This window comes from Arachidicoccus sp. BS20 (assembly GCF_001659705.1).
Lineage (GTDB): Bacteria > Bacteroidota > Bacteroidia > Chitinophagales > Chitinophagaceae > Arachidicoccus.
Map to the genome: position 1 here is coordinate 379,725 of NZ_CP015971.1, position 24,392 is coordinate 404,116.

Below are 24,392 nucleotides of genomic sequence, written 5' to 3' on the forward strand. Positions count from 1 at the left end.
CTATACCTTTCTTAAAAATAGGCGCATTTTTTCAATAATATCTTCGCCATCTTCTTCTAACGCAAAATGTCCTGTTTCATAATAATGATACTCAATATTTTTTACGTCTTTCTTATACGCCTCTGCCCCCTCTACAGGAAAAAAAGCATCGTTCTTTCCCCACACAATCAACACCGATGGCTGATACTTATGCAAATATTCATGCCATTCAGGATAAAGTTTTACATTATTCCTATAATCATAAAATAAATCAAGATTGATTTTGTGTGCATTGGGGCGCGAAAGCCTGTAATAATCCAGTTCCCAGTTATCTGGATTTATCGTTTCGGGGTTTCGTGTACCGTGCGTGTATTGCCATTTTAATCCCTCTAAACTAAACGCATCAAGCAATGCATTCCTTTCAGCCACGCCATTAGATGAATCCCAAAGCTTTTTTATTCCCTCCCAGGCTTTGCCTAATCCTTCCTTATAAGCGTTTCCGTTCTGGCTGATAATTGCCGTTACTTTTTCGGGATGAGCTGTTGCAATCCTAAACCCAATTGGCGCACCGTAATCCTGTATCATCAGGCAGTAACTCTCCAAATTAAAACTTTGCACAAAGGCATCCATTATTTTGCCTAAATTATCGAAAGAATATTCAAAAATTTCTTCTGACGTAAAATCGCTTACCCCAAAACCTGGATAGTCGGGAGCAATTAAATGAAACTCATCATTTAAAGTTCTCAAAACTTTTCTGTATTGATGACTTGACGCAGGAAAGCCATGCAGTAGAAAAATAGTTGGTTTGTCCCAAGAACCTGCTTCGCGATAAAAGATATTGATACCGCTAATGTTTTTTGTTTTATAAGAAATTGAATTACTCATTTTTTACTCAATTTTATTTGATAATTATAATTTTCGTTCCGATGCTGCAATTTCCAAATCATTAATACTTGCAAAACGCTTGTGCATCAAACCGTTTTTGTCAAATTCCCAAAGCTCGTTTCCGTAGCTTCTGAACCATTGTCCTGCATTGTTATGCCACTCGTACTCAAACATAACTGCAATTCTGTTTTCGCGAAAACCCCATAATTCTTTTCTCAGTTTATAGTCCAATTCCTTTTCCCACTTGCGTTTCAGAAAATCTTTTATGGCTTCTCGTCCGTTTATAAATTCAGTTCGGTTGCGCCATTCAGAGTTTTCGGTATAAGCCAAACAAACCACTTCGGGATTGCGTGTGTTCCATGCATCTTCCGCCAACTGAACTTTTTGTAAAGCGGTTTCTAAAGTAAACGGCGGCAATAATAGCTTTCGCTGATTCATTAATTAAGTTTTTAAAACATCAGGCCACGAATGCACAAATATCTTTAATTCTTCGTTCAGATTTATTCCTGCATTCGTGGCATTTAATTTTTAATTTGTCAACGCTTTTGCCAAAGGAAAATCAATCGGTGTGCCTGCGATGTTGTTCACATAATTGGTAACCGTAATGTCTGCAATCGCCAGAACTACATCAATCACGCTCGCCTTTGTATAGCCTGCATTCAGAAAGTTATCAAGAGTTGTTTCACTCACGCGCCCCTTGGTAATTGCTGCTTCTTTTGCAAACTTTGCCAAAGCATCTAATTTGCTGTCAAATGAAACTTCGCCTTTTCTGATTTCGAAAGTTTGCTCTTCGCTGAAACCGTTGAGTTTACCGATTGCTGTGTGTGCTGCCAAACAATAATCACAACCATTTACTTCGCTTACCGAAAGGTTAACTACTTCTTTTTCTTTCTTGCTCAAGGAACTTTTTGCGTTGGAAAAGTTAAGATATGTTTCCAATGCTTTATCGCTGTATGCGATGGTTGCGAAGGCGTTTGGAACAAAGCCAAGTCCTTTTTTGAGGTTGTCAAAAATTGCCTGATTGTTTGCCGATACATCTTCTCTTTGCGGAACTGCAAATTTTGTGTTTGTCATTGTCTTTAAAATTTAATTTGTTTATGTCGTTATTGACAATGCAAAGTTGCGGCAGTAATGCACGCCCGAAAATGGACTGACAACGCTTGTTGATGGATAATTTTCCCGCTGACCTAAAGATTTTTTATCCTAATTGATTTAATGCAGCAAATGCGGCTTTTGATGAAGAAAAAAATCCGTTATACAACGCTATTCCTTGTCCAACAGGAATTTCGTAGTTGTCGGTTTCCAGACCTTGCAATAACCCTTCGGCGACTTCAACCGGCGATATTCCATTTTGCTTTCCGCCGAGTTCGGTAGTAAGTTCCGTATCAACCAAAGGCGGCAATAATTCAAACACTTTAATGTTTGTGTTTTTTAGCTCGTGGCGTAAAATCTGCGTATAAAAACGGAGCGCCGCTTTGCTGTCGGAATAAGTAGGAATAATCAACCATGGAGTTAATGCGACCACAGAAGTAACATTTACTATTGCTGCTTCAGGTTGTTTTCTCAATACGGGCAAAAGTTTTTCAACTAATCGAAGCGGAGCAAAATAATTGGTCATAAATTCAGCTAATGCTATTGAATAAACATCAGGAGATTCGGAAACCTTATGTGAATTTCCAATACCTGCGTTATTGATAAGCACACTTAAATCGCCGTATTTATTCTTTATTTCATCAACAAGACGATTCACATCGTTTTCGTCTGTAATATCGGCTTGGATGGCAACAGTATTCTTTAGTTTAGAAGCTGCCGCGTCCAGCTTTTGTTTGTTTCTTCCCGCGATAATTATATTATTATCCGCGCTTAATAATTTGGCTGTTTCAAAACCAATTCCTGAGCCTCCTCCGGTGATGAGGATTGTTTTGTTTTTAATGTTCATTTTTGTTTGATTTTTATTGTGAAAATTTATTGTTAATGCGTTTGGTAATTTATGAATTGTTTCCTTCGTGTTATTCAACCAACTCAATCAGTTTTTTGTTTTTCATTTTCGATAGACGATTTAAAGAAATGAAATGAGTAAACCCTGACAACGGAACTCCAAAAAGCGGAATCATTATGAGTGGCAATTGAACGATAGGAAGCATTTGGTTGTCGCCGGTTATCGTTAATGTAATTCCCGCTCCAACTGCAATTATGAAGTCTAATAATCCTATAACATCGAAAATATAATAGTTCAATTTTGTGTGTCCGAATATAAAAATTGCCAATGCCAAAAAGCCTGAAATAATATCGCCGTAAGCGGCGCAGTTGATAAACGTTTGCGACAACATTCCGCTGTATGAAAGAAAAATCCAGCCTGCAAAAATTCGCCATGTGTGAAACAGTGCAATAGCCTTTAATGGTATAGAATTACTGAAATTTTTGAAAGTTTGATTATATTGATAAATTATAATCAAACTTGTCAAAATGATGATTACAGTTACTCCGAAAAAAAGTCGTGGTATGTGTGTAAAAAACCGATAATAACCCAGAAAAAAACTTGCTATTCCCCAAATCGCAACACCAATAGCAACTCTTTTTTCAAGATTAAATTGCAGAACTGCATTTGATTGTTTTTCCAAAATATTCAAATCATTGTTGCTTTGATTAACGTTTTGTGTATTTACTGTGATATTCATTTTTGTTTGATTAGTGAATTAAAAAATAAAAACTTGTTTAATGGTCAGCCGATACAATCAAGATTTTCTTGTTCTTCTTTTTGCCGACAAAGAATAATAGCAACGGTATTGCCAAAATAAAAATCAACCCTATCAATTGATAACTGTCTAAATAACCAATGAAAGACGATTGCTTTTCCACCACTTTTTCCATAAGTCCAACCGCTCTTTGTTTGGCTTCAAGCATAGGCGAACCTTTACTCATAAACATAGAAGTATAAGCGTGTAATCTGTCGGTCATCAATATATTATCATTACGAATATTGGATATTAAATCCACACGGTGCTGTTGCACTCTGTGTGCGGCATAAGTGTTGATAATGGAAATGCCGAACGAGCCCCCAAGTTGCCGCATCATGTTGTTGATAGCCGTTCCCTGCGGCATATCTTTCGCCTGTAATGCAGACACAGCAAGGGTTGCAAGCGGAACAGTCAGCAACGCCATGCCGATAGCACGAAAAATTAAACTCATAGAAATTGCTCCAAATGATATAGCCAGATTCGCCTGCGACATTGACCAGTTGAAATAAATAAAGCATATAAAACCAAGCAACACAATCAATGCAGGCGGCACTCCGCGCTGTAGTAATCTGCCTGTAATAATCAATGCAAACACCGCCGTAATCGCACCGGGCAATAATAATAATCCCGATTGCGTAGGACTGAAACCAAGAAAGCGTTGCGCTACAATCGGCGTGAGATAAATGGACGTAAACATTCCCATGCCTGTAACAAATGTGAGCGCAGCAGAAATGCTCAACGACGGATATTTCAGTATGGATAATTTTACGACAGGATGCTCCGTTGTGAGTTCTCTGTAAACAAATAAAATCAAAGACATTACAGCGGCAACAGTGAGTACGGTAATGTATGTTGCAGCGAACCAATCGTCCGTTTCGCCGCGCTCCAGCACGGTTTGCAAAGAACCTATACCAATGATTAATAAAATAATTCCCGCCCAGTCAATCTTCTTAACCTTTTGTCTTGTAGGCGATTCGGGCAATAATTTGTAACAGGAAATTGCTGTGAGCAAACCAATAGGAATATTGATATAAAAAATCCACCTCCACGAAAAATTGTCCGTAATGTAGCCGCCTAATGTCGGTCCAATTGTTGGTCCGATAAAAACACCTATGCCGAACAATGCGCTTGCGACATTCTGCTTTTCCTTCGGAAACGCTTCGTACACAACCATTGCAGAAACAGACAAGAGTGCGCCACCGCCAACGCCTTGCAAGAAACGAAATGCAACCAATTCCCAAATGTTGCCGGCATTGCCACACATGAAAGAGCAAAATGTAAACAGAATAATCGAACCGATATAATAATTTCTCCGCCCAAGGTTATTTACCAAAAAGCTCGTCATTGGAATGATGATTACATTCGCAATGCCATAAGCCGTAACTACCCACGAAGTATCCTCCAGCGTTGAGCCAAGATTTCCGCTCATATAATTAAGCGCAACATTCACAATGGAAGTGTCAATCAATTCCATGATTGCCGCCGCAATTACCGTAATAATGAGTAGTTTTCTTTTCATTTTATTTAGATGAGATACTTGTTTTTATAAAATATACCGATTGGTATATTTTTGAAGAAAAAATATCGAATAATTAGTTTACAAAAATATATTGTATAAAAACAGGCATTATTTGTCGAGGGAATAAAATATACCAATCGGTATATTTTTGATTAAAAAATTTTTATTTACTCAGTTCATTGTCAATAATAGCATTCATGCGTTCTGCTGCAATGCTTAGATATTTCGCATCATTCATTATTTTGGAATACAGAACGCCGCCTTCCCAAATCATAAAAATACTATCAGCAATATCCGATGCAGAAGCCTTTTTATCAAATTCATTGTTTGCCTGACCTTGTTCTATCAGAATTCTAAGATTTTTTACGAATTGCTTGATAGTCTTGCGAACTTCTGCACGCAAAAACACCAAATGATCGTCAGCTTCGACAGAAGCGTTTAACATGGGACAACCACCTCGTTCTAACACACTATTCCAATTTTGCGCATACATAACAGCAAGGGATTTTAAGGCTTCTTTCGCAGAAGTTGCTGATTCCATCGCAGCTTTTATTCTTCGCGCAGCAACAATGCAATTGTGTTGAAAAGCCGCAACAGCCAATTCGTTCTTATCCGAAAAATTGCCGTATATCGCACCTTTCGTGAGTTTGGTAACTTCCTGCACATCGCTCAAAGAAGTATTTTCGTACCCTTTTTTATTAAAAATAGGCGCCGTTGTTTCTATAATAAACTGTCGTGTTTGTTCTGCCTTTGTCATAGCTCATTTTTTAAATCCGATGCAAAGATAATAAAATATACCAATCGGTATATTTTATTTTTTCGAAATAACATCTGTATAAGAAAAATTATTGATTTTCTCAAAGCATATTAAGTATTCCGTTGTTCTACTTGCGCCTTTTCAAAAGAGAAACAGGTGTCAGCTTAGGCCATCTAAAAACAATATTTGAATTAGAAAACTTTCGGAGTAGCGTAGCGGGAAATAAAAAAGGAACATGACATTGAAATCATGTTCCTTTTTACTGTTTAAGTGTGCTTAGCTTATTTTTTCAAAGAATCAGCAGCAGCTTTAACGGTAGAATCAACTTTAGATGCAGTTGTATCAATTGCAGCTTTTGCAGAATCAGCAGTTGCAGAAACTGTAGAATCAACAGCAGCTGCAGTAGAATCTGCAGCAGAAGTTGTAGATGCACCACCGCAAGAAGTCAATGCGAAACCTAAGCCTAAAACAGCAACAAATAATAACTTTTTCATTTTCGTTTAATTTTAATTTTTATAAAAATTTCAATAGTTAATCCGAAAAATTGAAAAAGGTAACCCGGAAAATTCCTTTTTTTTGAAAAAAGTTTTTTAAGATATTTTTTGGGTTACTTTTACGCATTTTGAAGAATTAAAAGTGGATTTGTGAAATCAGGAGCTACAGAACAACAACTTTTAGACGGTTTGGCAAAGGGCGACAGGCAGGCGATTGAGGTTATTTATGAAAATAATTTCAATACAATTTTGTCTCTCATTATCAATAATAACGGCTCCTACGACGATGCAAAAGATATTTTTCAGGAAGCGTTAGTAATATTGTACGAGAAAGTACAAACAGGAAATTTTCAATTGTCGAGCCGGATAAAAACGTATTTGTACGCTGTTTCCCGCAAGTTATGGTTGAAAAAACTACAGTTGCAGGGACGATATTATATTTCGTCAGATGTAGATTTGGAAGAGCATATTTTTACAACCGAAGACGCGGATGATGCACGGCAAAAAGATGCGGATTTTTCTATCATGGAAAATGCTTTAAACAAACTGGGCGAACCTTGCAAAAGCCTGCTTGAAGCATTTTATATACAGAAAAAAGGAATGAGCGAACTGGCAGAAATGTTTGGCTACACCAATACAGACAATGCCAAGACTCAGAAATATAAATGTTTGATGCGACTGAAAAAACTATTCTTCGCTCAATACAAAAAATAGGATACAGATATGAGTGACTTTTATTTAATCGAATCCCTCGAACGATATGTCAACGGCGAAATGCTGCCCGAAGAAAAACAATACTTCGAGCAGATGCGTGCAAGCAATCCGGAAATTGATAAAATGCTTGCTGAGCATAAAATATTTATGCAAACATTATCTTCCTACGCAGAAAGAAAAAATTTCAGACAGGAACTGAATGCTGTTCATAATGATTTGTCGGTAAACGGCGCTATCTGCGGTGCAGAGAATGAAACAGACGGCAAAACAATTTCATTGTGGCAACGGTATAGAAAAACAACAGCCATTGCCGCTTGTATTGCAGGTGTAACAGCCCTCGTTATCAGCGGCTTGATTTCTTTATTTTCTCCTAATAACAATAAAATAGAATTGCTGAGCAATACTACAGAGCAACTTCAGAAAAATCAAGCTTATTTATCGAGCAAAATAAAAGAAGTAACCAAAATGCCGGCTGATGCCGTTATTAAAAGCGGCGGGTCTGCTTTTCTGATTGACGGCAATGGATTTTTGATTACCAATGCGCACGTATTAAAAGGCTCCGGTGCGGTTGTTGTAAATCACGAAGGACATGAATTCAGTACCTCTATTATGTATGTGGATGAGGCAAGAGATTTGGCTGTTTTAAAAATTACAGATAAAGATTACAATCCTGTAAAATATCTTCCTTACGGCATTAAAACAACCGAAGAAGATATGGGGAAAAATGTATTTACATTCGGTTATCCGAGTAACGATATTGCGTACAACAGAGGTTATATAAGCTCGCTGAAAGGGTATGAAGGCGACACTTCAACTATTTCCGTTTCTTTATTGGCAAACCCCGGCAATTCCGGCGGTCCTGTTTTCAACGAAAGTGGCGATGTGATAGGCGTCTTAGGCGCTCGTGAAGCAAATACCCAGGGAGTAACTTTTGTAATCAAATCTAAAGAGATATACCGTATGCTCAGCGACTGGCGCAAAACATCGGACAGCGCTTACGATGTTAAAGTAACACCATTGAGAAAAAATAATAACGCGAGAGCGAACCGTACAGAGCTCATCAAGAAATTGGAGAACTATGTGTACAATGTAAAAGCGTATAATTGATATTTTCATCGGTCAGCGTATTCCTGTCAGGTTGCACCTCTATAGCGCCCGCATCCACCTTAATGGCAAGAACATTTTCACGAATTTTGCAGTAATTTCATGAATATTTGCACTGTTATTTCGTTAAATTAGAGGCAGCTATTTTTAAACATCCATAATTGCTCGGTTTCTTTTTAATTATATCCATATTCTTTAAGATGCGTATCGTTGTCTCTCCATTTCGGGCGAACTTTTACGAATAGTTCAAGAAATATTTTTTGCTCTAAAAACTGCTCAATATCTGCGCGAGCCGATGTTCCTATTTTTTTAATCATCTTTCCACTTTCGCCAATGAGTATGATTTTTTGTGTTTCGCGCTGCACAATAATATCCGCCTGAATTTTTACCAACGTATTTTTTTCTTTAAATTCATTTACAAGAATCGCTGTGTGATAAGGAATTTCATCGCCGAAAAATTGATAAATTTTTTCACGAATCATTTCGCCTACGAAAAATTTTACCGGCAAATCCGTCAATTCATCTTCGCTGTAAAAAGGAAAACCTTCGGGTAAGAGTTCAATAATTACGTTGATTAATCCACTAAAATCTTTCTGCGACAATGCCGAGATGGCAATTGTTTTTTTACAATAATTTTTCGATTGAAAATATTTTTCGGCTTCATCAATGCGTTCTTTTGTTACGCCATCAATTTTATTCAAGACTATTATGCAAGGGACTTTTAGCTTTAACGAACTAAACAATTCGTCATTTTCTCTCCAGTCATCGTTTATATCAACCATCAGCAAACCTACATCCGCATCTTCCAACGCGCTCTTGACGGCGCTCATCATTTTTTCGTGCAGTTTGTATTTCGGTTCTATGATTCCGGGCGTATCGGAAAAGATAATTTGGTATTCATTTTCTTTCGTCAGAAAACCTTTGATGCGATGCCTTGTCGTCTGCACTTTGTTGGACACAATTGCCAGTTTCTCTCCCAACAAAGCATTGAGCAACGTACTTTTTCCCGCATTGGGTTTTCCGAAAATATTGACAAATCCTGATTTCATAAATTATTCTAAAGTGTGTAAAGATAAAAAGATAAACACAATGTTATTTTAAATTTAAAGCGCCCATAACGAATGTTCTTTAGAGTTTTGTATTGTGAAAGCTATCTAACTTTGCAATGCAATTCATCTAATTTTATGCTTGGCGCAACTGTTTCAAAGTCTGATTATAAAAGTATTCAACTAAAGATAATCAACTATGTATTATTTACCTTTTTAGGGTATGTCTGCATTGGTTTGCCTTTGGCAATTCTTCCGATATTTATTACAAAAAACTTAGGTTACAGTGCGCTTGTTGCCGGCGTTGTGATTAGTCTGCAATATGCTACGACTTTTGTTACACGTGGTATTTCGGGCAATATGATTGACAAATACGGACCAAAACTTTCCGTGTATATCAGTATGATATGTTTTATGCTGAATGGTATTTTGCTATATGCGGTTTATTTGTTAAGAGCAAATCCGTCGTTAAGCCTCATTACCTTAGTAGTCGTAAGGTTGATTACCGGTTGCGGCGAAGGTTTTATAGGCGCCTCTCCTATTGCCTGGGCAATGATGATTGTAGGACAGAAACATACTGCAACAGTAATTTCATACAATGGCATTGCATCGTATGGCGCGTTAGCTGTGGGAGCGCCGCTTGGCGTTTTACTAAATGAACAATTCGGTTTAAACGCTGTCTCAATACTGATTCTGTTAATAGCTGTTTTCGGATTTTTTCTTGCTACTAAAAAAGAAAAAATTGTTTCGGCAAAACAAGATAATAATGCTTCGCACGTTCCGTTTTTTTCTGTGCTGCGGAAAGTTGCGCCTTATGGCATTTGTTTAATGCTTGCAGGACTTGGGTTTGGAACAATTTCTAATTTCATTACATTGTATTATGACCATTTTCATTGGGCAAATGCGGCGCTTTGTCTTTCTGTTTTCAGTATTTTATTTATTGTAGGAAGGTTGTTTTTCTCCAATGCCATTAATCAACACGGCGGTATCAAAGTTGCCCTTGCCTGTCTTATTTGCGAAACAGTGGGTTTGTTTTTATTGGCAATCATTCATCATCCTTATTTTGCATTGTTAGGAGCGTCGGTTACCGGCTTTGGATTTTCGTTGGTATTTCCGGCGCTTGGCGTGGAAGCTGTAAAATTATTTTCTGCTGAACGTAGTGGAGCGGCTTTAGCCGCTTACGGATTGTTTATCGATATTTCGCTCGGCATTACAGGACCTTTAATTGGCGGTGTTATAGAAGGTTTTGGCATTGCATCTATGTTCACATTCTGTACAGGGATTGTATTTATCGGGCTTTTACTTTGTGCATCGCTCAATAAAAAAGCGGCTAAAGTTTTAGCCGCCTGAAATTTTACACTCGTCATTTTATTTACTACATTCTTCCAATAAGCCTTCTGCCTCTTCCCTGCCCCATCTCGGCGAAAAATCCATTGACGGTTTTTCATTGTTAAATAAGTCCACAGATTTCTGAAACAAAGGTTTTGCGGCGGCTTTTCCACCGCCGAAACTTTCGGGCGTATGATAAACAGTTTCGCCTTTCATAAAGTAAATACGCGGATTTGTCGAGTCTTGAGCAATCGCTTGCTCGTAGTATTTTTCCATCGCAACACCGCTCGTTTGCCAGCGCGTTTGCGGGTCAACGGTCATTTCCATTACTTCATTATAATAATGCAGAACACTCAGCTCAGCATTTTTTTGGATAGCTTCGGCTTTTGCCAATAAAGAATCAATCTTTTGTCCGGTTGCATCTTTATCAACAGTTTTGTCTTCACTTTCACCTCTTAGTTGCGACAATGCTGCAAAATAATAAGGCTGCCACAAAGTTTTTTCGGCATTACCGATTCTTTCAAAAGCTGCGGAAACACTTAAATAATCATTAAACGTTTTTGCATTTTTTAATAACTCCAAATTGCTTTTCATTGCGCCAATATATTTCGGCGACTGTGCCTGAACGGCTGAAATACTGATAAACAGTAGTGTTGAGAAAATTAACTTTTTCATTTTTTAACGGGGATTTTGAATGATTAAATTGATTATTAATTGGATTTTACTTTGCTGTTGAATATTGATTATTAATCATTGTGTATTGAATATTTTTAAAGATTATCATTAATAATTTGCTGCGACCTGTCCACACCGAACGTGAAAAATATTCCCAAGAAAAATTGTTGCCGCGTCGCAGGCAACACGGCTTGTCTGTACGAACCGTCGTAAGAATAATTGTAAGAATAAATTTGCTTAAAGTCGAACAAATTTTTTACCGTACCTACGATAATGATATTCGTTTTCGCATTCTTCTTTCCGAATGTCGGCAAATAATCTACGCTGAAACCTACATCGTTCAGGGTTTGCGTCTTGCCTTGATGCTCCAGGTTGTATGTTCCGTTTTGTTGCGGCGCAAAATAATAATACGGTCTGCCTGTTGAAAAAGTATAGGTCAAATTAAATTCCGTTTTAATCGGCAGTACAAAAGATTTTGCCACAACGGACAATGTGTGCGGCGTAATAAAATCGGGTTGTATAGATTGATAATAATTCAAAAAATTTCTTTTAGAATCAATGTAAGAATAGCTAATCCAATACTCAAAACCCTTAATCGTTTTTTGGTCTTTCCAAAATAAATCGACGCCTTTCGCATAACCGTTACCATTATTGTTATAAGTAAAATTAGCATCGGGCAACGCAATTGTTTTTATCAAATCGTCATACTTTTTATAGTATGCTTCTACACGAAATAATTGATTAATTGTACTTCTTTGATAGTTCAAAATATAATGCGTCGCTTGTGTAAATTTCAAGTCGGGATTATACATTAAATAGACCCCGTCCGGCTTTTGGTAAAAAATTCCGTATGCGGCAGATACTTGTCCATTGTCGCCAACACGATACGCCAAACTCGCTCGTGGCGCCACTTTCGACTGATTCATCAAAGATGAAAGTTCGCCGCGCGCGCCAAGTTTCATCATAAAATCGTGTGTGAAGTACACATCCGTTTCTGCAAACAACGCACCGTAATTATCTTTAAAATTAAGCGGATAATTGTTGTACGTCAAACGCGAATTTGTATAATCATATTCACCGCCGAAACGCACCGCGTCTAAATGGCTAAACTTCTTTTCAAACACCAAACGCGATTGCAAATTATCCGTCGGTTGGTGCAATGCCACTTTTTTTATATTCATCCAATACACGCTCGAATCAAACGCTTTCGGCATATTGTTTTTATCAACAATCGAAACATTAATTTTATCGGCATTAATCGTAAAGCTGTTTGCCCAAATCATTTTCCAGCTGTTACCCAAGTTTTGTGTATAATTGAAATTATTATACCAATTGGTATTTTTCACATTGTATTGGTCTTTCAAATAAAGGCTGTCCACATCAGGCTTGCGCATTCCCGAAGCGTTGTAACCGAAAGCCGTGTAAAACTTAAACATTCCGCCATGCTTCGTTTTTTTATGATAATAAAAATGTCCGGTTTGATAACGCGGCACATCGTAAATTTCATACTCCGAATGAACCACATCGAGATAAGGTTTCACATTCACAAAATTATAATTCACACCCCAAGCTGAAGTTTTATCTTTCGATAATTGTTGTGTTTGTGCCACCAGATAAACCAAAGGCGAAGCGTCGATTTCGTACTGCGTTTTTTCAGGAAAATCATTACTGTTCATTAATAATACGGAAGAAAGCGCGTCGCCGTACAAAGCCGAATAACCGCCGGTTGCAAACATTGTTCCGCTAAATAAATTCGGGTCGAAACGCCCGCGCTGCATTATTTGCGGTGCTCCTCTAAAGTACGGATTTGAGATAACCGCACCGTCCATATACTGCGCTGTTTCGCCCGCCGTGCCACCATGCACAAACAATCCTTCCTGCTCTCCTACTTGCTGAACACCCGGCAGTGTGCGCATTGCGGTGGAAATATCGCCGTTGGTTGCTGTGGTTAAAATATCGAGTGAGGTCATTACAACACCTTTTTTATTGTCGCCTGCGGAAAATGAACCTGCGCTCACGGTAACAGCATTCAGTTCATTGAACGATTCTTTTAGTACAGCATTTATGTTTATAGTTTCATTGCCGATATTGACAACTTTTTCAAAAGGCTCATAACCCGTAAAAGTGATTTGTATTGTGTCAATTCCTTTGTCAGTTGTAGTGAAAGAAAAATTTCCTGCACTGTCAGTGATTGTGCCGTCGTAACCATTTTTAATGGCGATGCCTGCGTTGCGAATCGGTTTCATTTTACTGTCTTTTACCCAACCTTTGATGATGGTTTGGGAAAATGACATTGTTGATGAAACAATAAAAATAATAATGAGCGATATTTTTTTCATAGAAAGAAAAAGCAATTTTTAAACTTTATGCTAAATAAAATTGATTAAAATTATTCAACAACACCTTTCCGTTCAGTCAACATTAACTTTCGGTAAAACATCATTTTTTCGGCTTTAAATAATCCTTCAAAGCGTCCACATAATCGTCAAACGCCTTAATGCCTTTCTTCGTGATTTTACAGGTCGTCAATGGATATTTTCCTTTAAAAGATTTTTTCAGCGTAATGTATTCTGCTTCGGCAAGTTTCTGCAACTGTACGCTGAGATTACCTGATGTTGCGCCCGTTTTTTCTTTTATTTCTCCGAACTCTGCTTCCGTTGCACCTACCAACAAGCTGATGATTGCGAGTCGCAGCTCCGAATGTAACAGAGGGTCTAACGCTTTAAACATTCGCTTCTTTTTTTGCTTTCTTCCACAATAAATATCCGGGAACAAGATACCCTAAAAACATAACGGCAATAGCTACAAGCAATGTATCCGTGCCGCGAGGCAACAACACATCGGCAATCGCTCCGAGCCAAAACACAACCGCGCCTGCATACAACGACCAGAATTTATAAATGCCGCCCGACGTGAACATACACAATCCCAATATGCAGTAAATAAATGGTGGCATATCTACTTTTAAGTGAACACAAAGAAATCCAAGAACGAGGTAACTTATACCAAAACTGATCCACAACTTTCCGTTGATGGAATCAAGCTTGGAAAACCTTCTTTCTTTAGGCGCAATTACTGCGTAATACAACGCCGTAACTATCATGCCGATAGCAATAGCCATCATCCATACATAGCCGGAAATGTTATGACCGGCCACATCTGAACAATAATCTACAATACAAGCAATGATAATCAATGCGCCCCAAAACAGAAATGCAAAACCATTATTGTAAAAGCGGTTTCTTGTATCAGCAAGCATTTTCTCAATGATTTGCAGGCTTTCTTCAGGCGAGATATTTTTTTCTTCCATGATTTTGTTTTTATAAATATGACACAAAAATAAAGTAGTTTACAATATAAACCAAATTTATTTAAAAAACGAAATATCTACCAAAGGGAGAAGTCTCAAAGAATATTTTTCTTTTGCGAATAAATCAGCCCGAAGAAACCAACGAGAAAGAAAGCAATCAGTACCAAAATTGAATAACGCATATTGCCTGTGAGTTGCTGGATAAATCCGAAACTGAAGGTTCCAATCACAATTCCGATTTTTTCCGACACATCATAAAAGCTGAAAAACGAAGCAGTGTCTTTGGTTTCGGGCATCAGTTTGGAATACGTGGAACGACTTAAAGATTGAATGCCGCCCATAACAATTCCTACAAGCGTTGCAACGATATAAAAGCCTGTTGCCGTTTGTATAAAATACGCCATCGCGCAAACGCCAATCCACACCAAAACTACGAACGACAAGACTTTTAGGTTGCCGAAGCGTTCCGATAATTTCGCCATTAAATATGAGCCGGCAATGGCAACCAACTGAATAATTAAAATACAGGTTATCAACTGCGAGGCTTGCAATTGTAGCACCTGGCTTCCGAATAAAGTTGCTGCGAGCATCACGGTTTGTACGCCCATGCTGTAAAAGAAAAAGGCAAATAAATATCTTTTTAATACAGGTAAATGTTTGAGTTGTTGCCAAACTTTTTTTAATTCGACAAAGCCTTTGTTGAATAATGTTACTTCCGTTTTATTGGTTTTTACTTTCGGTAAAACAGCAAAAGTAATCTGCGCAAACCCAAGCCACCACAAGCCTACAAGTAAAAACGACAACCGTGAAGCAAAGCCTTCGTCCATACCAAAAGGCTTCGTCAATACAAAAACAAAACAAATTAATTGTAAAATTACACTGCCGATATATCCGTAAGCAAAACCTTTCGCGCTCACATTATCTTGTTCTTTTTCAGGCGCAATTTCCGGCAGATATGCGTTGTAAAAAACAAGACTTCCGCAATAACCAATCGCAGCTAAAATGCAACAGATAATTCCCAAATTCAATCTTGTTTTTGTAAAGAAAAACAGCACGCAGCAAGCCAGCGAACCGAGATAACAAAAGAACTGCATGAAGCGTTTTTTGTTTCCTCTTCCATCGGCAACGGAAGAGAGCATCGGCGATAAAATCGCAATAATCAAATAAGCTGTTGCGATGGCATAATTATACAAAGCACCGCTTTCAAATTTTGTCCCAAGAAAAGAAACCGAATGGCTAAAAGCCTTACCATTACTGTCTTTCAATGTAGTAATGGCATCGTAATAAACAGGGAAAATAGTAGAAGTAATTACGAGATTGTACGCGCTGTTTGCCCAGTCGTACATTGCCCAGCCGTTAATAATTTTTTTAGAAGAAGTTGTTTTGTTCATTAAACCATTTGCAAACTATGCCCTGAAAAAATGAAGATTAAAATTACAATTCCTACAATGATGCGATACACGCCAAATGCCTGAAATCCGTGTTTGGATACAAAATTGATAAACGATTTTATAGCAATAATTGCCACAACAAATCCAACTAAATTTCCTACGCCCAACAATCCTAATTCGTGCGAAGAAACGCGATAACCTTGTTTGTAAAAATCAAATAATTTTTTTGCCGTTGCGCCGAACATAGTTGGCACAGCAAGAAAGAAAGAAAATTCCGCTGCCGCTTTCTTTGTAAGTTTTTGCTGCATTCCGCCAATGATGCTTGCTGCGCTTCGGCTTACGCCCGGAATCATAGCCAAACATTGCCAAATGCCAATGACAAACGCTTTCGGATAAGGAACTTTATCGGCACTTTCTACCGTGGGATTTTTAAATACTTTATCAATAAACAACAATACAATACCGCCGACCAACAGTGCAACAGCAACGACTTCGATGCTTCCCAAAAACGCATCTATTTTTTTACTAAACAATACGCCGAGTATCGCGGCGGGAATGAATGCAACAATCAATCTGTAATAAAAGTCCAGCGACTTTAAAAATCTTTTGAAGTACAAAACAATTACGGAAAGTATTGTCCCAAGCTGAATAGCAACAATGAACAATTGTACGAATTGATTGCTTGTATCAAGTCCGAGCAGTGTGCTTCCGATAATCAAATGTCCTGTGGACGAAACAGGTAAAAACTCCGTCAATCCTTCGATGATACCGAGAATGAGCGCTTGTAAATAGTTCATGTATTGAATTAAATTTTCACAATAATATTATCAAATTATCACATCGTCAAATTATCAAATTAATAATCGATATTTAGTTTCAGTTTGTCTTTCAGCAATTTCAACGCAGGATTTTTTTCTGCCATTATTTCAAATCTTTGACGACTGTTCAATACAGGTTTTACATCTTCCGGCTCTTCATCGGACTGCGAAAATTCGATTTGAAAATTCAGCATCCGGTTTTTAAACAGCGCGCAGATTTTTTCCATAACAAACAATCTTTCCAATTCAATCTGTTTTTTCTGCACTGTTGTATGAACGAATATTTTAAAATTTTCGTCGTCCACAATCATTAATTCTGCAGCGCGAAAAGTCATTGCGGCAGCATGTTTATTTTGCTGTAGCAGTTCGTCGGAATACGCCAGCCACGTACTCTGTAACCGGCACAGTTCAAGCGGTTCGGGATTTTCAACTTCCGTTACATCATATTCTTTGCCCACTTTCGCTTTAATTGCATCCAGTAAAGTCTGTTTGGAAACAGGCGATTGTACTCGTGTCGAAATTTGTGGTTTTGCTTTCGGCAAAGGATTTTGTGCGACAGTTTTTTTCTCTTCAACAATCGGTTTCACATCTTCTTTTGTCGTAGTTTTTCCGGGAGTTTCTTTTGCTATATACAATCTCGCAGAAGTGTCTTTCGGAGCCTGCGGCTGCGCAATGATTTGCAAAGGCTCGATTTTCTTTTCGCGAAAAGCTACCGGTCCGTCAATCCGCTTTTTTTTTATAACAACTCCATTCTCGGAAGCTAATTCTATGGCTTGTTGTAAAAAATTCAGTTTGATTAATGCCATTTCTACGTGCAACCTTTTGTTGCGCGCTTGCTTGTAATTGATTTCCGCTTCGTTCAAAATATTCAACGCACTTACCAACAATGAAGCCGAAACTTTCTTCGCAAAGTCCAAATATTTCTGTTGCAAACCTTCCACAACATCCAGTAAACTTGCGGCTTTTGAATCCTGGCAAACCAATAAATTCCTGATAAATTCCGCAAAGCCGTTTAGTACCATGTCGCCTTCAAAGCCTTTTCGGTTGATTTCGTCGTACAACAACATTAATCCTGCCAAATCCTGTTGCAGTAAGCATTCCAGCATTTTGAAATAATAATCTTCATCCAGAATATTCAGGTTATCAATTGTATTTTGGTACGTTAATTTTCCATCGGTAAAACTGACGATTTTATCCAGAATGCTTAACGCATCGCGCATACAGCCTTCACTCTTTTGCGCAATTACTTGCAGCGCAGCTTTCTCGGCATTGAGATGTTCGTTCTCAACAATTTCTTCGAGATGTTCAACCGTATCGTTATTGGTAATTCTTTTAAAATCGAAGATTTGACAACGGCTCAAAATCGTGGGAAGAATTTTATGTTTTTCCGTAGTTGCCAAAATAAAAATCGCATAGCCCGGTGGTTCTTCCAGAGTTTTCAGAAAAGCATTGAATGCGCTTGCGCTCAGCATGTGAACTTCGTCCACAATATATACTTTGTATTTCCCCGCCTGCGGCGCAAAACGTACTTGCTCGACAAGCGCGCGAATGTCATCCACAGAGTTATTGCTCGCGGCGTCTAATTCGTGAATATTTAAAGATGCACCATCGTTGAAACTCACGCACGACGGGCATTTGTCGCAAGCTTCGCCATTCGGCTGAAGGTTTTCGCAGTTGATTGTTTTTGCCAAAATACGTGCGCAGGTGGTTTTGCCCACGCCGCGCGGACCGCAGAACAAAAATGCGTGCGCCAACTGATGATTCTTAATCGCGTTTTTTAAAGTTGTTGTGATATGTTTTTGCCCCACAACCGTGTCGAAAGTTTGCGGGCGATATTTTCGTGCCGATACTACAAAATTGTCCATACGAGTTGCAAGATAATCATTTCTTATTTGTGATTTTGGATTTAAGATTGATGATTTGAAAGTGTGGATAAAAAGGGTTTTCCAAACATTTTTTTATACTTTTTCCGAACACTTTTATTACAACCTTAGTAATAATCAAATTACTGATGAATTTCACCTTATTACATTATTTTTTACTTGCAATAAAGCGTAATAAGGTATTTTCTCAAAGGCTGTTTATGTTACTAAGGTTTATACATATTTGTTGTGTATTTGATTGCGTCAAACTTCGTTTTGCAGTTAAATACACAACGGTTTTTAGTTTTTTCTTTTGAAAGAATTAAATGTAAATTTGTTATCGAAAAATTGAATGAATTATGACAACAACAACTATTCGGCAGAAACTGCATCAATATATAGATACAGGCGATGGCAAGCTTTTGAAACTTTTGTATGCGCTTGCAAAAGAGTATAGTGAAGACGATGATTTTGAATATACTTTTTCAGAAGAAGAAATTCGCGAGTTTGATAATCGCCGACAAAAAAGACTGAACGGCGAAAGCAAATTATATAATTGGGAAGAAGCAAAAAGTATTATCACAAGAAAACAGGAATAATGTATCAAGTTGTTCTACAGTCCGAAGCCATATCGGATATGCAAGATGCTTATGATTGGTATGAAGAACAAAGAACCGGTTTAGGAAATGAGTTCGTGGAAGAAGTAGAAATATCTTTAGAAAAAATCAGTGAGCATCCCGAATATTACAGTTATGTCAATGATATTTACAGACGGATTAAAACCAACAGATTTCCATATTTGATTATTTACGAAATCGAAAACAATACCGTTTTTGTCAATAGCATTATGCACGGAATGAGAAATTCAAAATATTAATGTATGTCCGCAACAATTCATAAACAAACACTCCAATTTCTCACAGCGTTAAAAAAGCACAACGACCGCGATTGGTTTCATGCCAACAAAGAAAAGTATGATTTAGCGAAGGGAAATTTTCATCAGTTTGTAGATGCAATGCTCAAAGAACTGGGAAAGTTTGAACCATACATTGCAGAACTGAATGCAAAAGATTGCGTGTTCCGCATCAATCGCGACATTCGTTTTTCAAAAGACAAATCGCCGTACAAAACCAATTTCGGCGCGCTGCTTTCCGGCAAAATGAATATGGCAAAATCCGCGTATTATTTGCACATCGAGCCGAACGGTTCTTTTCTCGCAGGCGGCATTCATTTACCCGAACCGAAAGTTTTAAAAGCAATCAGGCAGGAAATTGTATATAATTCGGAAGCATTTTCCAATATCATCAATGAGAAAATTTTTAAAAAATATTACGCGCTTGAGAATGAAAAATTATCCAAAGTTCCGCAAGGTTTTGATAAAGAACATCCTTTGGCAGAATACCTGAAACACAAGGAAATGATTGCCATTCATTATGTAAAAGATGAAGATGTTCTTTCCGAAAAATTTCTTTCTTATGCCGCGAATGCGTTGAAAGCATTACAACCTTTTAATCATTTTTTGAACGATGCAATAAGTGATGTTTCATGATGCGTACTCTATTTATTTTATTATTTTTCTGCGCAAACATTTGCCACTCACAAACTTCATCCTTAATCGCTAATGGCAGCAGATGCTATGAAATTACAGCATCCTTTATATCAAAAAATAAAGTAATTGCTGTATGGATGGGAGCAAGACCTTCAAAAACCATATTTGATACACAACACACAGGCGATTTTTGTGTGGCATATTCCGTATCAAATGATTTTGGTAAAACATGGCAATCCAAGAAGATTATTGACAAAGCAGGCACACTTATTATAGGAAATCCCACTTTGACAACCGATTCTTTAGGTAACACGTTTTTGGCATTGATGCGCGTTGATAGTAGTTTCTTTTCAAGCGATATTGCGGTTTATAAACTTAATAATACAACTAACGAATTTGCATTAACCTCAATCCCTGTACATTCCGACAACACACTTTTGGACTAGCCCGCAATAAGTTTTCACAAAGGAATATGTTATTTATCTTATGTTCAATACAATAAAATGCTGGACACAGGTTTTGTACAAATACAGACTTCTAAAGACGATTGTAAAACTTGGTCAGCTCAATATTCGCCGTCAATCAACAGAAATACTATTTTTTTAGGCGCATCACTAAATAATTCGGAAAATGGATTATTATTTTCCGTAGGCTCGTATTGGAAAGGCAATATTTATTTTACAAATAATTTAAACGAGGATAATATCAAACCAATTGCACAAATATCTGATTCGCTTATAAGCGCAATGACGGTTCTTGCAAACAACAAAGAAAATATTGCAATCGGTTGGCAAAAACCGCATCATATAAATGAGCTGTATATCAGTTACAGTAACAATAAAGGTAAGAATTGGAGTGCGCCGATATTACTTGCAAAACATGGCGCATTATTGACTATTAACTTTGACAAAAAGGATAATTTACGTTGTATCTATGACGATTTTGAGAACAATCATTTCTCCGTAATACATGAAATTATTTCTTTTACTAAAGGAAATATAAACCGAACAAAAAGATTCATTAAAGTTCCAACCGAAGAACATTACAAAGATTATATTGGTGCATTTCAACAAATAATTTATTCATCAGACAATAAAAAAGGTTTAGCATTTTGGATAGATTTTTCTGACAACAATAAGTTGTATTGCACTCCTATCTAAACTCTTAATCTACATTATTGGAAACACCTCTCTGCCCGTCGCATCTTTGCATTCAAAAAAGGAAAATACGATATGGCAAAGACAATCTTACATAAAGCCGACACAAGAGGGCACGCCAATCACGGTTGGCTCAACAGTTATCACACATTCAGTTTTGCGAATTATTATAATCCCGAAAGAGTACACTTCGGCGTGCTCCGCGTATTGAACGACGATACGGTTTCTCAGGGAATGGGCTTCGGCGCGCATCCGCACGAAAATATGGAAATTATCAGCATTCCGCTCGAAGGCGATTTGGAACATAAGGACAGCATGGGCAACACAGCCGTTATCCGCAAAGGCGATATTCAGGCAATGAGTGCAGGAACCGGAATTTATCACAGCGAATACAACAGGAATAAAGACGAACAGGTAAAATTTTTACAAATATGGATTTTCCCCAACAAGGAAAATGTAACGCCGCGTTATGACCAAATTACGCTGAACGCTGACGACAGATATAATAAATTGCAACAAATCCTCTCTCCTAATGCCGGCGATGAAGGCGTATGGATTCATCAGGATGCATGGTTTCACATGGGGAAATTTGACAGAGGTTTTTCAGCCGAATACAAATTGAAAAAGCATGGCAACGGCATTTACGCATTTGTAATTAAAGGAGATTTTTCTGTTAATGGAAACGTGTTAAACGAAAGAGACGGGTTGGGAATTTGGGATACAGACAAAATCGATATTACGGCAAATGCGCAAGACGCGGAAATTCTGTTAATGGAAGTTCCGATGAACTTAAATTAAAAATACCTACAACCGAATGAGATAGCCGATGATTCTTGAAATCATCGGTTTTTTATTTTCTTTTCTCGCAGAAGACGCTGATTAAAAACACGTAGATATTCGCTGATTTTTCTGTGCGAATCTGCGAAACAAATCTGCGTTCATCTGCGGGAAAATCTTACAAAATGTCAATCATTTTCACTCCCACATGACATTATTCAACTTTTTTAATATCTGAAATCAACAAACCTTTACCAAACTGTCATTTTTGCATAGCAATTACCTGTGGCACAATGATTGACTATTTGTTAGAAAATCTTTTTAAAAAATTAAATATCAATATACAATGGGAAAAATTATAGGAATTGACTTAGGAACAACCAACAGCTGCGTTGCCGTAATGGAAGGTAACGAACCTGTGGTAATTGCCAACGACGAGGGGCGCCGTACCACGCCGTCGGTCGTGGCATTTTTGAAAAACGGCGAGCGTAAAGTGGGCGATCCCGCAAAGCGCCAGGCGATTACCAATCCGCAAAACACCATCATGAGTGTAAAGCGTTTTATGGGTCGCAAGTTTGATGAAGTTGGCAACGAAATCACGCATTTCAGCTACAAAGTAGTGAAAGGCGACAACAATACCGTGCGCGTGGATATTGACGGTCGTCAATATACGCCGCAGGAAATTTCCGCAATGGTTTTACAGAAAATGAAAAAAACGGCGGAAGATTATTTGGGGCAGGAAGTAACAGAAGCCGTGATTACGGTTCCTGCATACTTCAACGATGCACAACGCCAGGCAACGAAAGAAGCAGGCGAAATCGCAGGTTTAAATGTGCGCAGAATAGTGAATGAACCCACAGCCGCAGCGTTGGCTTACGGTTTGGACAAAGGCGGTAAGGAACATAAAATTGCCGTGTTCGATTTGGGCGGAGGTACATTCGATATTTCCATCTTGGATTTGGGCGACGGTGTGTTTGAAGTAAAATCAACCAACGGCGATACGCATCTTGGCGGCGATGATTTTGATAAAGTAATTATGGATTGGCTCGCTGACGAATTTAAAAGCGATGAGGGCATTGACCTGCGCAAAGACCCGATGGCTTTGCAACGTTTGAAAGAAGCAGCGGAAAAAGCAAAAGTCGAATTGTCCTCTTCTACCGAAACGGAAATCAATTTGCCTTACATCACGGCAGTTGATGGCGTGCCTAAACACTTAGTGAAAAAACTAAGCCGTGCCAAATTTGAGCAATTGAGCGACAGTCTTTTTGAAAGATGTTTGAAACCTTGTGAAGCTGCGTTGAAAGATGCAGGTTACAGCACAAGCGATATTGACGAAGTAATTCTTGTCGGTGGTTCTACTCGTATTCCGAAAGTACAGGAAATTGTAGAAAAATTCTTCGGTAAGAAACCGCATAAAGGTGTGAATCCCGATGAAGTAGTTGCAATTGGTGCAGCTATTCAGGGCGCAGTTTTAACAGGCGAAGTGAAAGATGTATTGTTGCTGGACGTTACGCCTTTGACTTTAGGTATCGAAACAATGGGCAGCGTAATGACGCCTATGATTCCTGCGAACACAACTATTCCGTCAAAGAAAACGGAAGTATTTTCAACAGCAAGCGACAATCAACCGGGCGTACAAATTCATATTCTGCAAGGCGAACGTTCTATGGCGAAAGACAATAAAAGTTTGGGCGTATTTAACTTAGACGGCATTCCGCCTGCACCGCGCGGCGTTCCGCAAATCGAAGTAACTTTTGATATTGACGCCAACGGTATTTTGCACGTAAGCGCGAAAGACAAAGGCACAGGCAAGGAACAAAAAATCCGTATTGAAGCAGGTAGCGGTTTGAGCAAAGATGAAATCGAAAAGATGAAAGCGGAAGCTAAAGCCAACGAATCTGCCGATAAAGCTGAACGCGAAAAAGTAGATAAACTGAACCAAGCCGACAGCCTGATTTTCCAAACGGAAAAACAACTGAAAGAGTTTGGCGATAAAATTCCTGCGGATAAAAAAGGCGCTATCGAAACTGCGTTGAACAACTTGAAAGAAGCGCACAAATCGCAGAATATTGCATCTGTTGATACATCTCTCGAAGCGTTGAATGCCGCATGGACAGCCGCAAGCGAAGACATTTACAAAGCGCAGCAAGACGGCGGGGATGCTTCTGCAAACGCAACGACAGACACCGGTTCTTCTCAACAAAGCAGCGGCGATAATGTAACCGATGCAGAGTTTGAAGAAGTGAAGTAAGTTTGAAATAAGAAATATTAAATGAAAAGCGGGTTGA

General features: G+C 38.2%; 26 protein-coding genes. 10 read left to right on the forward strand and 16 right to left on the reverse strand.

All coding sequences use genetic code 11. The features are described from left to right. From A9P82_RS01755 to A9P82_RS15560, 8 genes are all read right to left on the reverse strand, one after another. Entirely contained in the window at positions 1–864 is an 864-nt protein-coding gene (locus A9P82_RS01755) for an alpha/beta fold hydrolase (RefSeq protein WP_066203533.1), read from the reverse strand. 24 nt (positions 865–888) lie between these two features. Continuing rightward, positions 889–1,302 (reverse strand): nuclear transport factor 2 family protein, encoded by a 414-nt coding sequence (locus A9P82_RS01760; RefSeq protein ID WP_066203536.1) that lies wholly within the window; start codon positions 1,300–1,302, stop codon positions 889–891. Between the two features lie 90 nt (positions 1,303–1,392). Next, on the reverse strand, positions 1,393–1,938 hold the full coding sequence (locus A9P82_RS01765) for a carboxymuconolactone decarboxylase family protein (RefSeq protein WP_066203539.1): 546 nt from the start codon (positions 1,936–1,938) through the stop codon (positions 1,393–1,395). Between the two features lie 124 nt (positions 1,939–2,062). Continuing rightward, the gene (locus A9P82_RS01770) at positions 2,063–2,803 is read right to left on the reverse strand and encodes an SDR family oxidoreductase (protein ID WP_066209467.1); all 741 of its coding nucleotides are present in this window, start codon (positions 2,801–2,803) and stop codon (positions 2,063–2,065) included. A gap of 70 nt (positions 2,804–2,873) precedes the next feature. Then, positions 2,874–3,542: a hypothetical protein gene (locus tag A9P82_RS01775; RefSeq protein WP_066203542.1), complete on the reverse strand. Its 669-nt coding sequence runs from the start codon at positions 3,540–3,542 to the stop codon at positions 2,874–2,876. A 37-nt stretch (positions 3,543–3,579) separates the two neighbouring features. Continuing rightward, positions 3,580–5,121 carry a DHA2 family efflux MFS transporter permease subunit gene (locus A9P82_RS01780; protein ID WP_066203544.1) on the reverse strand — a complete coding sequence of 514 codons (1,542 nt, stop codon included), beginning with the start codon at positions 5,119–5,121 and terminating at the stop codon, positions 3,580–3,582. A 163-nt stretch (positions 5,122–5,284) separates the two neighbouring features. Further along, entirely contained in the window at positions 5,285–5,878 is a 594-nt protein-coding gene (locus tag A9P82_RS01785) for a TetR/AcrR family transcriptional regulator (RefSeq protein ID WP_066203547.1), read from the reverse strand. 281 nt (positions 5,879–6,159) lie between these two features. Then, positions 6,160–6,372 carry a hypothetical protein gene (locus A9P82_RS15560; protein ID WP_066203549.1) on the reverse strand — a complete coding sequence of 71 codons (213 nt, stop codon included), beginning with the start codon at positions 6,370–6,372 and terminating at the stop codon, positions 6,160–6,162. A gap of 150 nt (positions 6,373–6,522) precedes the next feature. On the opposite strand from A9P82_RS15560, the gene A9P82_RS01795 reads away from it, so the two are divergent. Together A9P82_RS01795 and A9P82_RS01800 are read left to right on the forward strand one after the other, a co-directional pair. Then, complete coding sequence (locus tag A9P82_RS01795; RefSeq protein ID WP_082915167.1) at positions 6,523–7,086, forward strand: RNA polymerase sigma factor; 564 nt, start codon at positions 6,523–6,525, stop codon at positions 7,084–7,086. Positions 7,087–7,095: 9 nt separating this feature from the next. After that, the gene (locus A9P82_RS01800; RefSeq protein ID WP_066203553.1) at positions 7,096–8,193 is read left to right on the forward strand and encodes a S1 family peptidase; all 1,098 of its coding nucleotides are present in this window, start codon (positions 7,096–7,098) and stop codon (positions 8,191–8,193) included. Between the two features lie 173 nt (positions 8,194–8,366). Here the strand turns inward: A9P82_RS01800 and era are convergent, their stop codons facing one another. Continuing rightward, complete coding sequence (era, locus tag A9P82_RS01805; RefSeq protein ID WP_066203555.1) at positions 8,367–9,239, reverse strand: GTPase Era; 873 nt, start codon at positions 9,237–9,239, stop codon at positions 8,367–8,369. Between the two features lie 72 nt (positions 9,240–9,311). Here era and A9P82_RS01810 point away from each other — a divergent pair, with 72 nt between their 5' ends. Next, positions 9,312–10,586 (forward strand): MFS transporter, encoded by a 1,275-nt coding sequence (locus A9P82_RS01810; RefSeq protein WP_197492211.1) that lies wholly within the window; start codon positions 9,312–9,314, stop codon positions 10,584–10,586. Between the two features lie 18 nt (positions 10,587–10,604). Here the strand turns inward: A9P82_RS01810 and A9P82_RS01815 are convergent, their stop codons facing one another. From A9P82_RS01815 to A9P82_RS01845, 7 genes are all read right to left on the reverse strand, one after another. Beyond that, on the reverse strand, positions 10,605–11,240 hold the full coding sequence (locus A9P82_RS01815) for a hypothetical protein (RefSeq protein ID WP_066203560.1): 636 nt from the start codon (positions 11,238–11,240) through the stop codon (positions 10,605–10,607). Between the two features lie 95 nt (positions 11,241–11,335). Continuing rightward, complete coding sequence (locus A9P82_RS01820) at positions 11,336–13,579, reverse strand: TonB-dependent receptor (RefSeq protein ID WP_066203563.1); 2,244 nt, start codon at positions 13,577–13,579, stop codon at positions 11,336–11,338. Between the two features lie 100 nt (positions 13,580–13,679). After that, positions 13,680–13,970 (reverse strand): winged helix-turn-helix domain-containing protein, encoded by a 291-nt coding sequence (locus A9P82_RS01825; protein WP_066203565.1) that lies wholly within the window; start codon positions 13,968–13,970, stop codon positions 13,680–13,682. Then, entirely contained in the window at positions 13,963–14,550 is a 588-nt protein-coding gene (locus tag A9P82_RS01830; protein WP_066203567.1) for a hypothetical protein, read from the reverse strand. Before A9P82_RS01830 ends, A9P82_RS01825 begins: the two co-directional genes overlap by 8 nt. 95 nt (positions 14,551–14,645) lie before the next feature. After that, complete coding sequence (locus A9P82_RS01835; protein WP_066203570.1) at positions 14,646–15,941, reverse strand: MFS transporter; 1,296 nt, start codon at positions 15,939–15,941, stop codon at positions 14,646–14,648. Further along, positions 15,941–16,738 (reverse strand): undecaprenyl-diphosphate phosphatase, encoded by a 798-nt coding sequence (locus tag A9P82_RS01840; RefSeq protein WP_066203572.1) that lies wholly within the window; start codon positions 16,736–16,738, stop codon positions 15,941–15,943. The genes A9P82_RS01835 and A9P82_RS01840 overlap by 1 nt, the downstream gene beginning before the upstream one ends. Before the next feature lie 59 nt (positions 16,739–16,797). Continuing rightward, on the reverse strand, positions 16,798–18,624 hold the full coding sequence (locus tag A9P82_RS01845; RefSeq protein ID WP_066203574.1) for a DNA polymerase III subunit gamma/tau: 1,827 nt from the start codon (positions 18,622–18,624) through the stop codon (positions 16,798–16,800). A gap of 356 nt (positions 18,625–18,980) precedes the next feature. On the opposite strand from A9P82_RS01845, the gene A9P82_RS01850 reads away from it, so the two are divergent. The 7 genes from A9P82_RS01850 (at position 18,981) to dnaK (ending at position 24,355) form a co-directional block, all read left to right on the forward strand. Continuing rightward, entirely contained in the window at positions 18,981–19,220 is a 240-nt protein-coding gene (locus tag A9P82_RS01850) for a hypothetical protein (protein ID WP_066203576.1), read from the forward strand. After that, positions 19,220–19,498, forward strand: a complete 279-nt coding sequence (locus A9P82_RS01855; RefSeq protein WP_082915168.1) for a type II toxin-antitoxin system RelE/ParE family toxin — start codon at positions 19,220–19,222, stop codon at positions 19,496–19,498. The genes A9P82_RS01850 and A9P82_RS01855 overlap by 1 nt, the downstream gene beginning before the upstream one ends. Positions 19,499–19,501: 3 nt before the next feature. After that, positions 19,502–20,170: a DUF2461 domain-containing protein gene (locus A9P82_RS01860; RefSeq protein WP_066203579.1), complete on the forward strand. Its 669-nt coding sequence runs from the start codon at positions 19,502–19,504 to the stop codon at positions 20,168–20,170. Continuing rightward, positions 20,167–20,616 (forward strand): sialidase family protein, encoded by a 450-nt coding sequence (locus A9P82_RS01865; protein WP_156522580.1) that lies wholly within the window; start codon positions 20,167–20,169, stop codon positions 20,614–20,616. Before A9P82_RS01860 ends, A9P82_RS01865 begins: the two co-directional genes overlap by 4 nt. A 57-nt stretch (positions 20,617–20,673) precedes the next feature. Continuing rightward, positions 20,674–21,330 (forward strand): hypothetical protein, encoded by a 657-nt coding sequence (locus tag A9P82_RS01870; RefSeq protein WP_066203584.1) that lies wholly within the window; start codon positions 20,674–20,676, stop codon positions 21,328–21,330. A gap of 72 nt (positions 21,331–21,402) precedes the next feature. Further along, the gene (locus A9P82_RS01875; protein ID WP_066203586.1) at positions 21,403–22,125 is read left to right on the forward strand and encodes a pirin family protein; all 723 of its coding nucleotides are present in this window, start codon (positions 21,403–21,405) and stop codon (positions 22,123–22,125) included. A 325-nt stretch (positions 22,126–22,450) separates the two neighbouring features. After that, positions 22,451–24,355, forward strand: a complete 1,905-nt coding sequence (gene dnaK / locus A9P82_RS01880) for a molecular chaperone DnaK (RefSeq protein WP_066203589.1) — start codon at positions 22,451–22,453, stop codon at positions 24,353–24,355. Positions 24,356–24,392 lie beyond the last annotated feature (37 nt).

Coding starts and splice junctions, on each gene's coding strand:
- A9P82_RS01860 (WP_066203579.1), top strand. CDS start 19,502: ATGTCCGCAACAATTCATAAACAAACACTCCAATTTCTCACAGCGTTA.
- A9P82_RS01770 (WP_066209467.1), bottom strand. CDS start 2,803: ATGAACATTAAAAACAAAACAATCCTCATCACCGGAGGAGGCTCAGGA.
- A9P82_RS01865 (WP_156522580.1), top strand. CDS start 20,167: ATGATGCGTACTCTATTTATTTTATTATTTTTCTGCGCAAACATTTGC.
- A9P82_RS01835 (WP_066203570.1), bottom strand. CDS start 15,941: ATGAACAAAACAACTTCTTCTAAAAAAATTATTAACGGCTGGGCAATG.
- A9P82_RS01875 (WP_066203586.1), top strand. CDS start 21,403: ATGGCAAAGACAATCTTACATAAAGCCGACACAAGAGGGCACGCCAAT.
- A9P82_RS01765 (WP_066203539.1), bottom strand. CDS start 1,938: ATGACAAACACAAAATTTGCAGTTCCGCAAAGAGAAGATGTATCGGCA.
- A9P82_RS01755 (WP_066203533.1), bottom strand. CDS start 864: ATGAGTAATTCAATTTCTTATAAAACAAAAAACATTAGCGGTATCAAT.
- A9P82_RS01810 (WP_197492211.1), top strand. CDS start 9,312: ATGTTCTTTAGAGTTTTGTATTGTGAAAGCTATCTAACTTTGCAATGC.
- A9P82_RS01760 (WP_066203536.1), bottom strand. CDS start 1,302: ATGAATCAGCGAAAGCTATTATTGCCGCCGTTTACTTTAGAAACCGCT.
- A9P82_RS01815 (WP_066203560.1), bottom strand. CDS start 11,240: ATGAAAAAGTTAATTTTCTCAACACTACTGTTTATCAGTATTTCAGCC.
- A9P82_RS01825 (WP_066203565.1), bottom strand. CDS start 13,970: ATGTTTAAAGCGTTAGACCCTCTGTTACATTCGGAGCTGCGACTCGCA.
- A9P82_RS01840 (WP_066203572.1), bottom strand. CDS start 16,738: ATGAACTATTTACAAGCGCTCATTCTCGGTATCATCGAAGGATTGACG.
- A9P82_RS01830 (WP_066203567.1), bottom strand. CDS start 14,550: ATGGAAGAAAAAAATATCTCGCCTGAAGAAAGCCTGCAAATCATTGAG.
- era (WP_066203555.1), bottom strand. CDS start 9,239: ATGAAATCAGGATTTGTCAATATTTTCGGAAAACCCAATGCGGGAAAA.
- A9P82_RS15560 (WP_066203549.1), bottom strand. CDS start 6,372: ATGAAAAAGTTATTATTTGTTGCTGTTTTAGGCTTAGGTTTCGCATTG.
- A9P82_RS01820 (WP_066203563.1), bottom strand. CDS start 13,579: ATGAAAAAAATATCGCTCATTATTATTTTTATTGTTTCATCAACAATG.
- dnaK (WP_066203589.1), top strand. CDS start 22,451: ATGGGAAAAATTATAGGAATTGACTTAGGAACAACCAACAGCTGCGTT.
- A9P82_RS01850 (WP_066203576.1), top strand. CDS start 18,981: ATGACAACAACAACTATTCGGCAGAAACTGCATCAATATATAGATACA.
- A9P82_RS01780 (WP_066203544.1), bottom strand. CDS start 5,121: ATGAAAAGAAAACTACTCATTATTACGGTAATTGCGGCGGCAATCATG.
- A9P82_RS01845 (WP_066203574.1), bottom strand. CDS start 18,624: ATGGACAATTTTGTAGTATCGGCACGAAAATATCGCCCGCAAACTTTC.
- A9P82_RS01785 (WP_066203547.1), bottom strand. CDS start 5,878: ATGACAAAGGCAGAACAAACACGACAGTTTATTATAGAAACAACGGCG.
- A9P82_RS01855 (WP_082915168.1), top strand. CDS start 19,220: ATGTATCAAGTTGTTCTACAGTCCGAAGCCATATCGGATATGCAAGAT.
- A9P82_RS01870 (WP_066203584.1), top strand. CDS start 20,674: ATGCTGGACACAGGTTTTGTACAAATACAGACTTCTAAAGACGATTGT.
- A9P82_RS01800 (WP_066203553.1), top strand. CDS start 7,096: ATGAGTGACTTTTATTTAATCGAATCCCTCGAACGATATGTCAACGGC.
- A9P82_RS01775 (WP_066203542.1), bottom strand. CDS start 3,542: ATGAATATCACAGTAAATACACAAAACGTTAATCAAAGCAACAATGAT.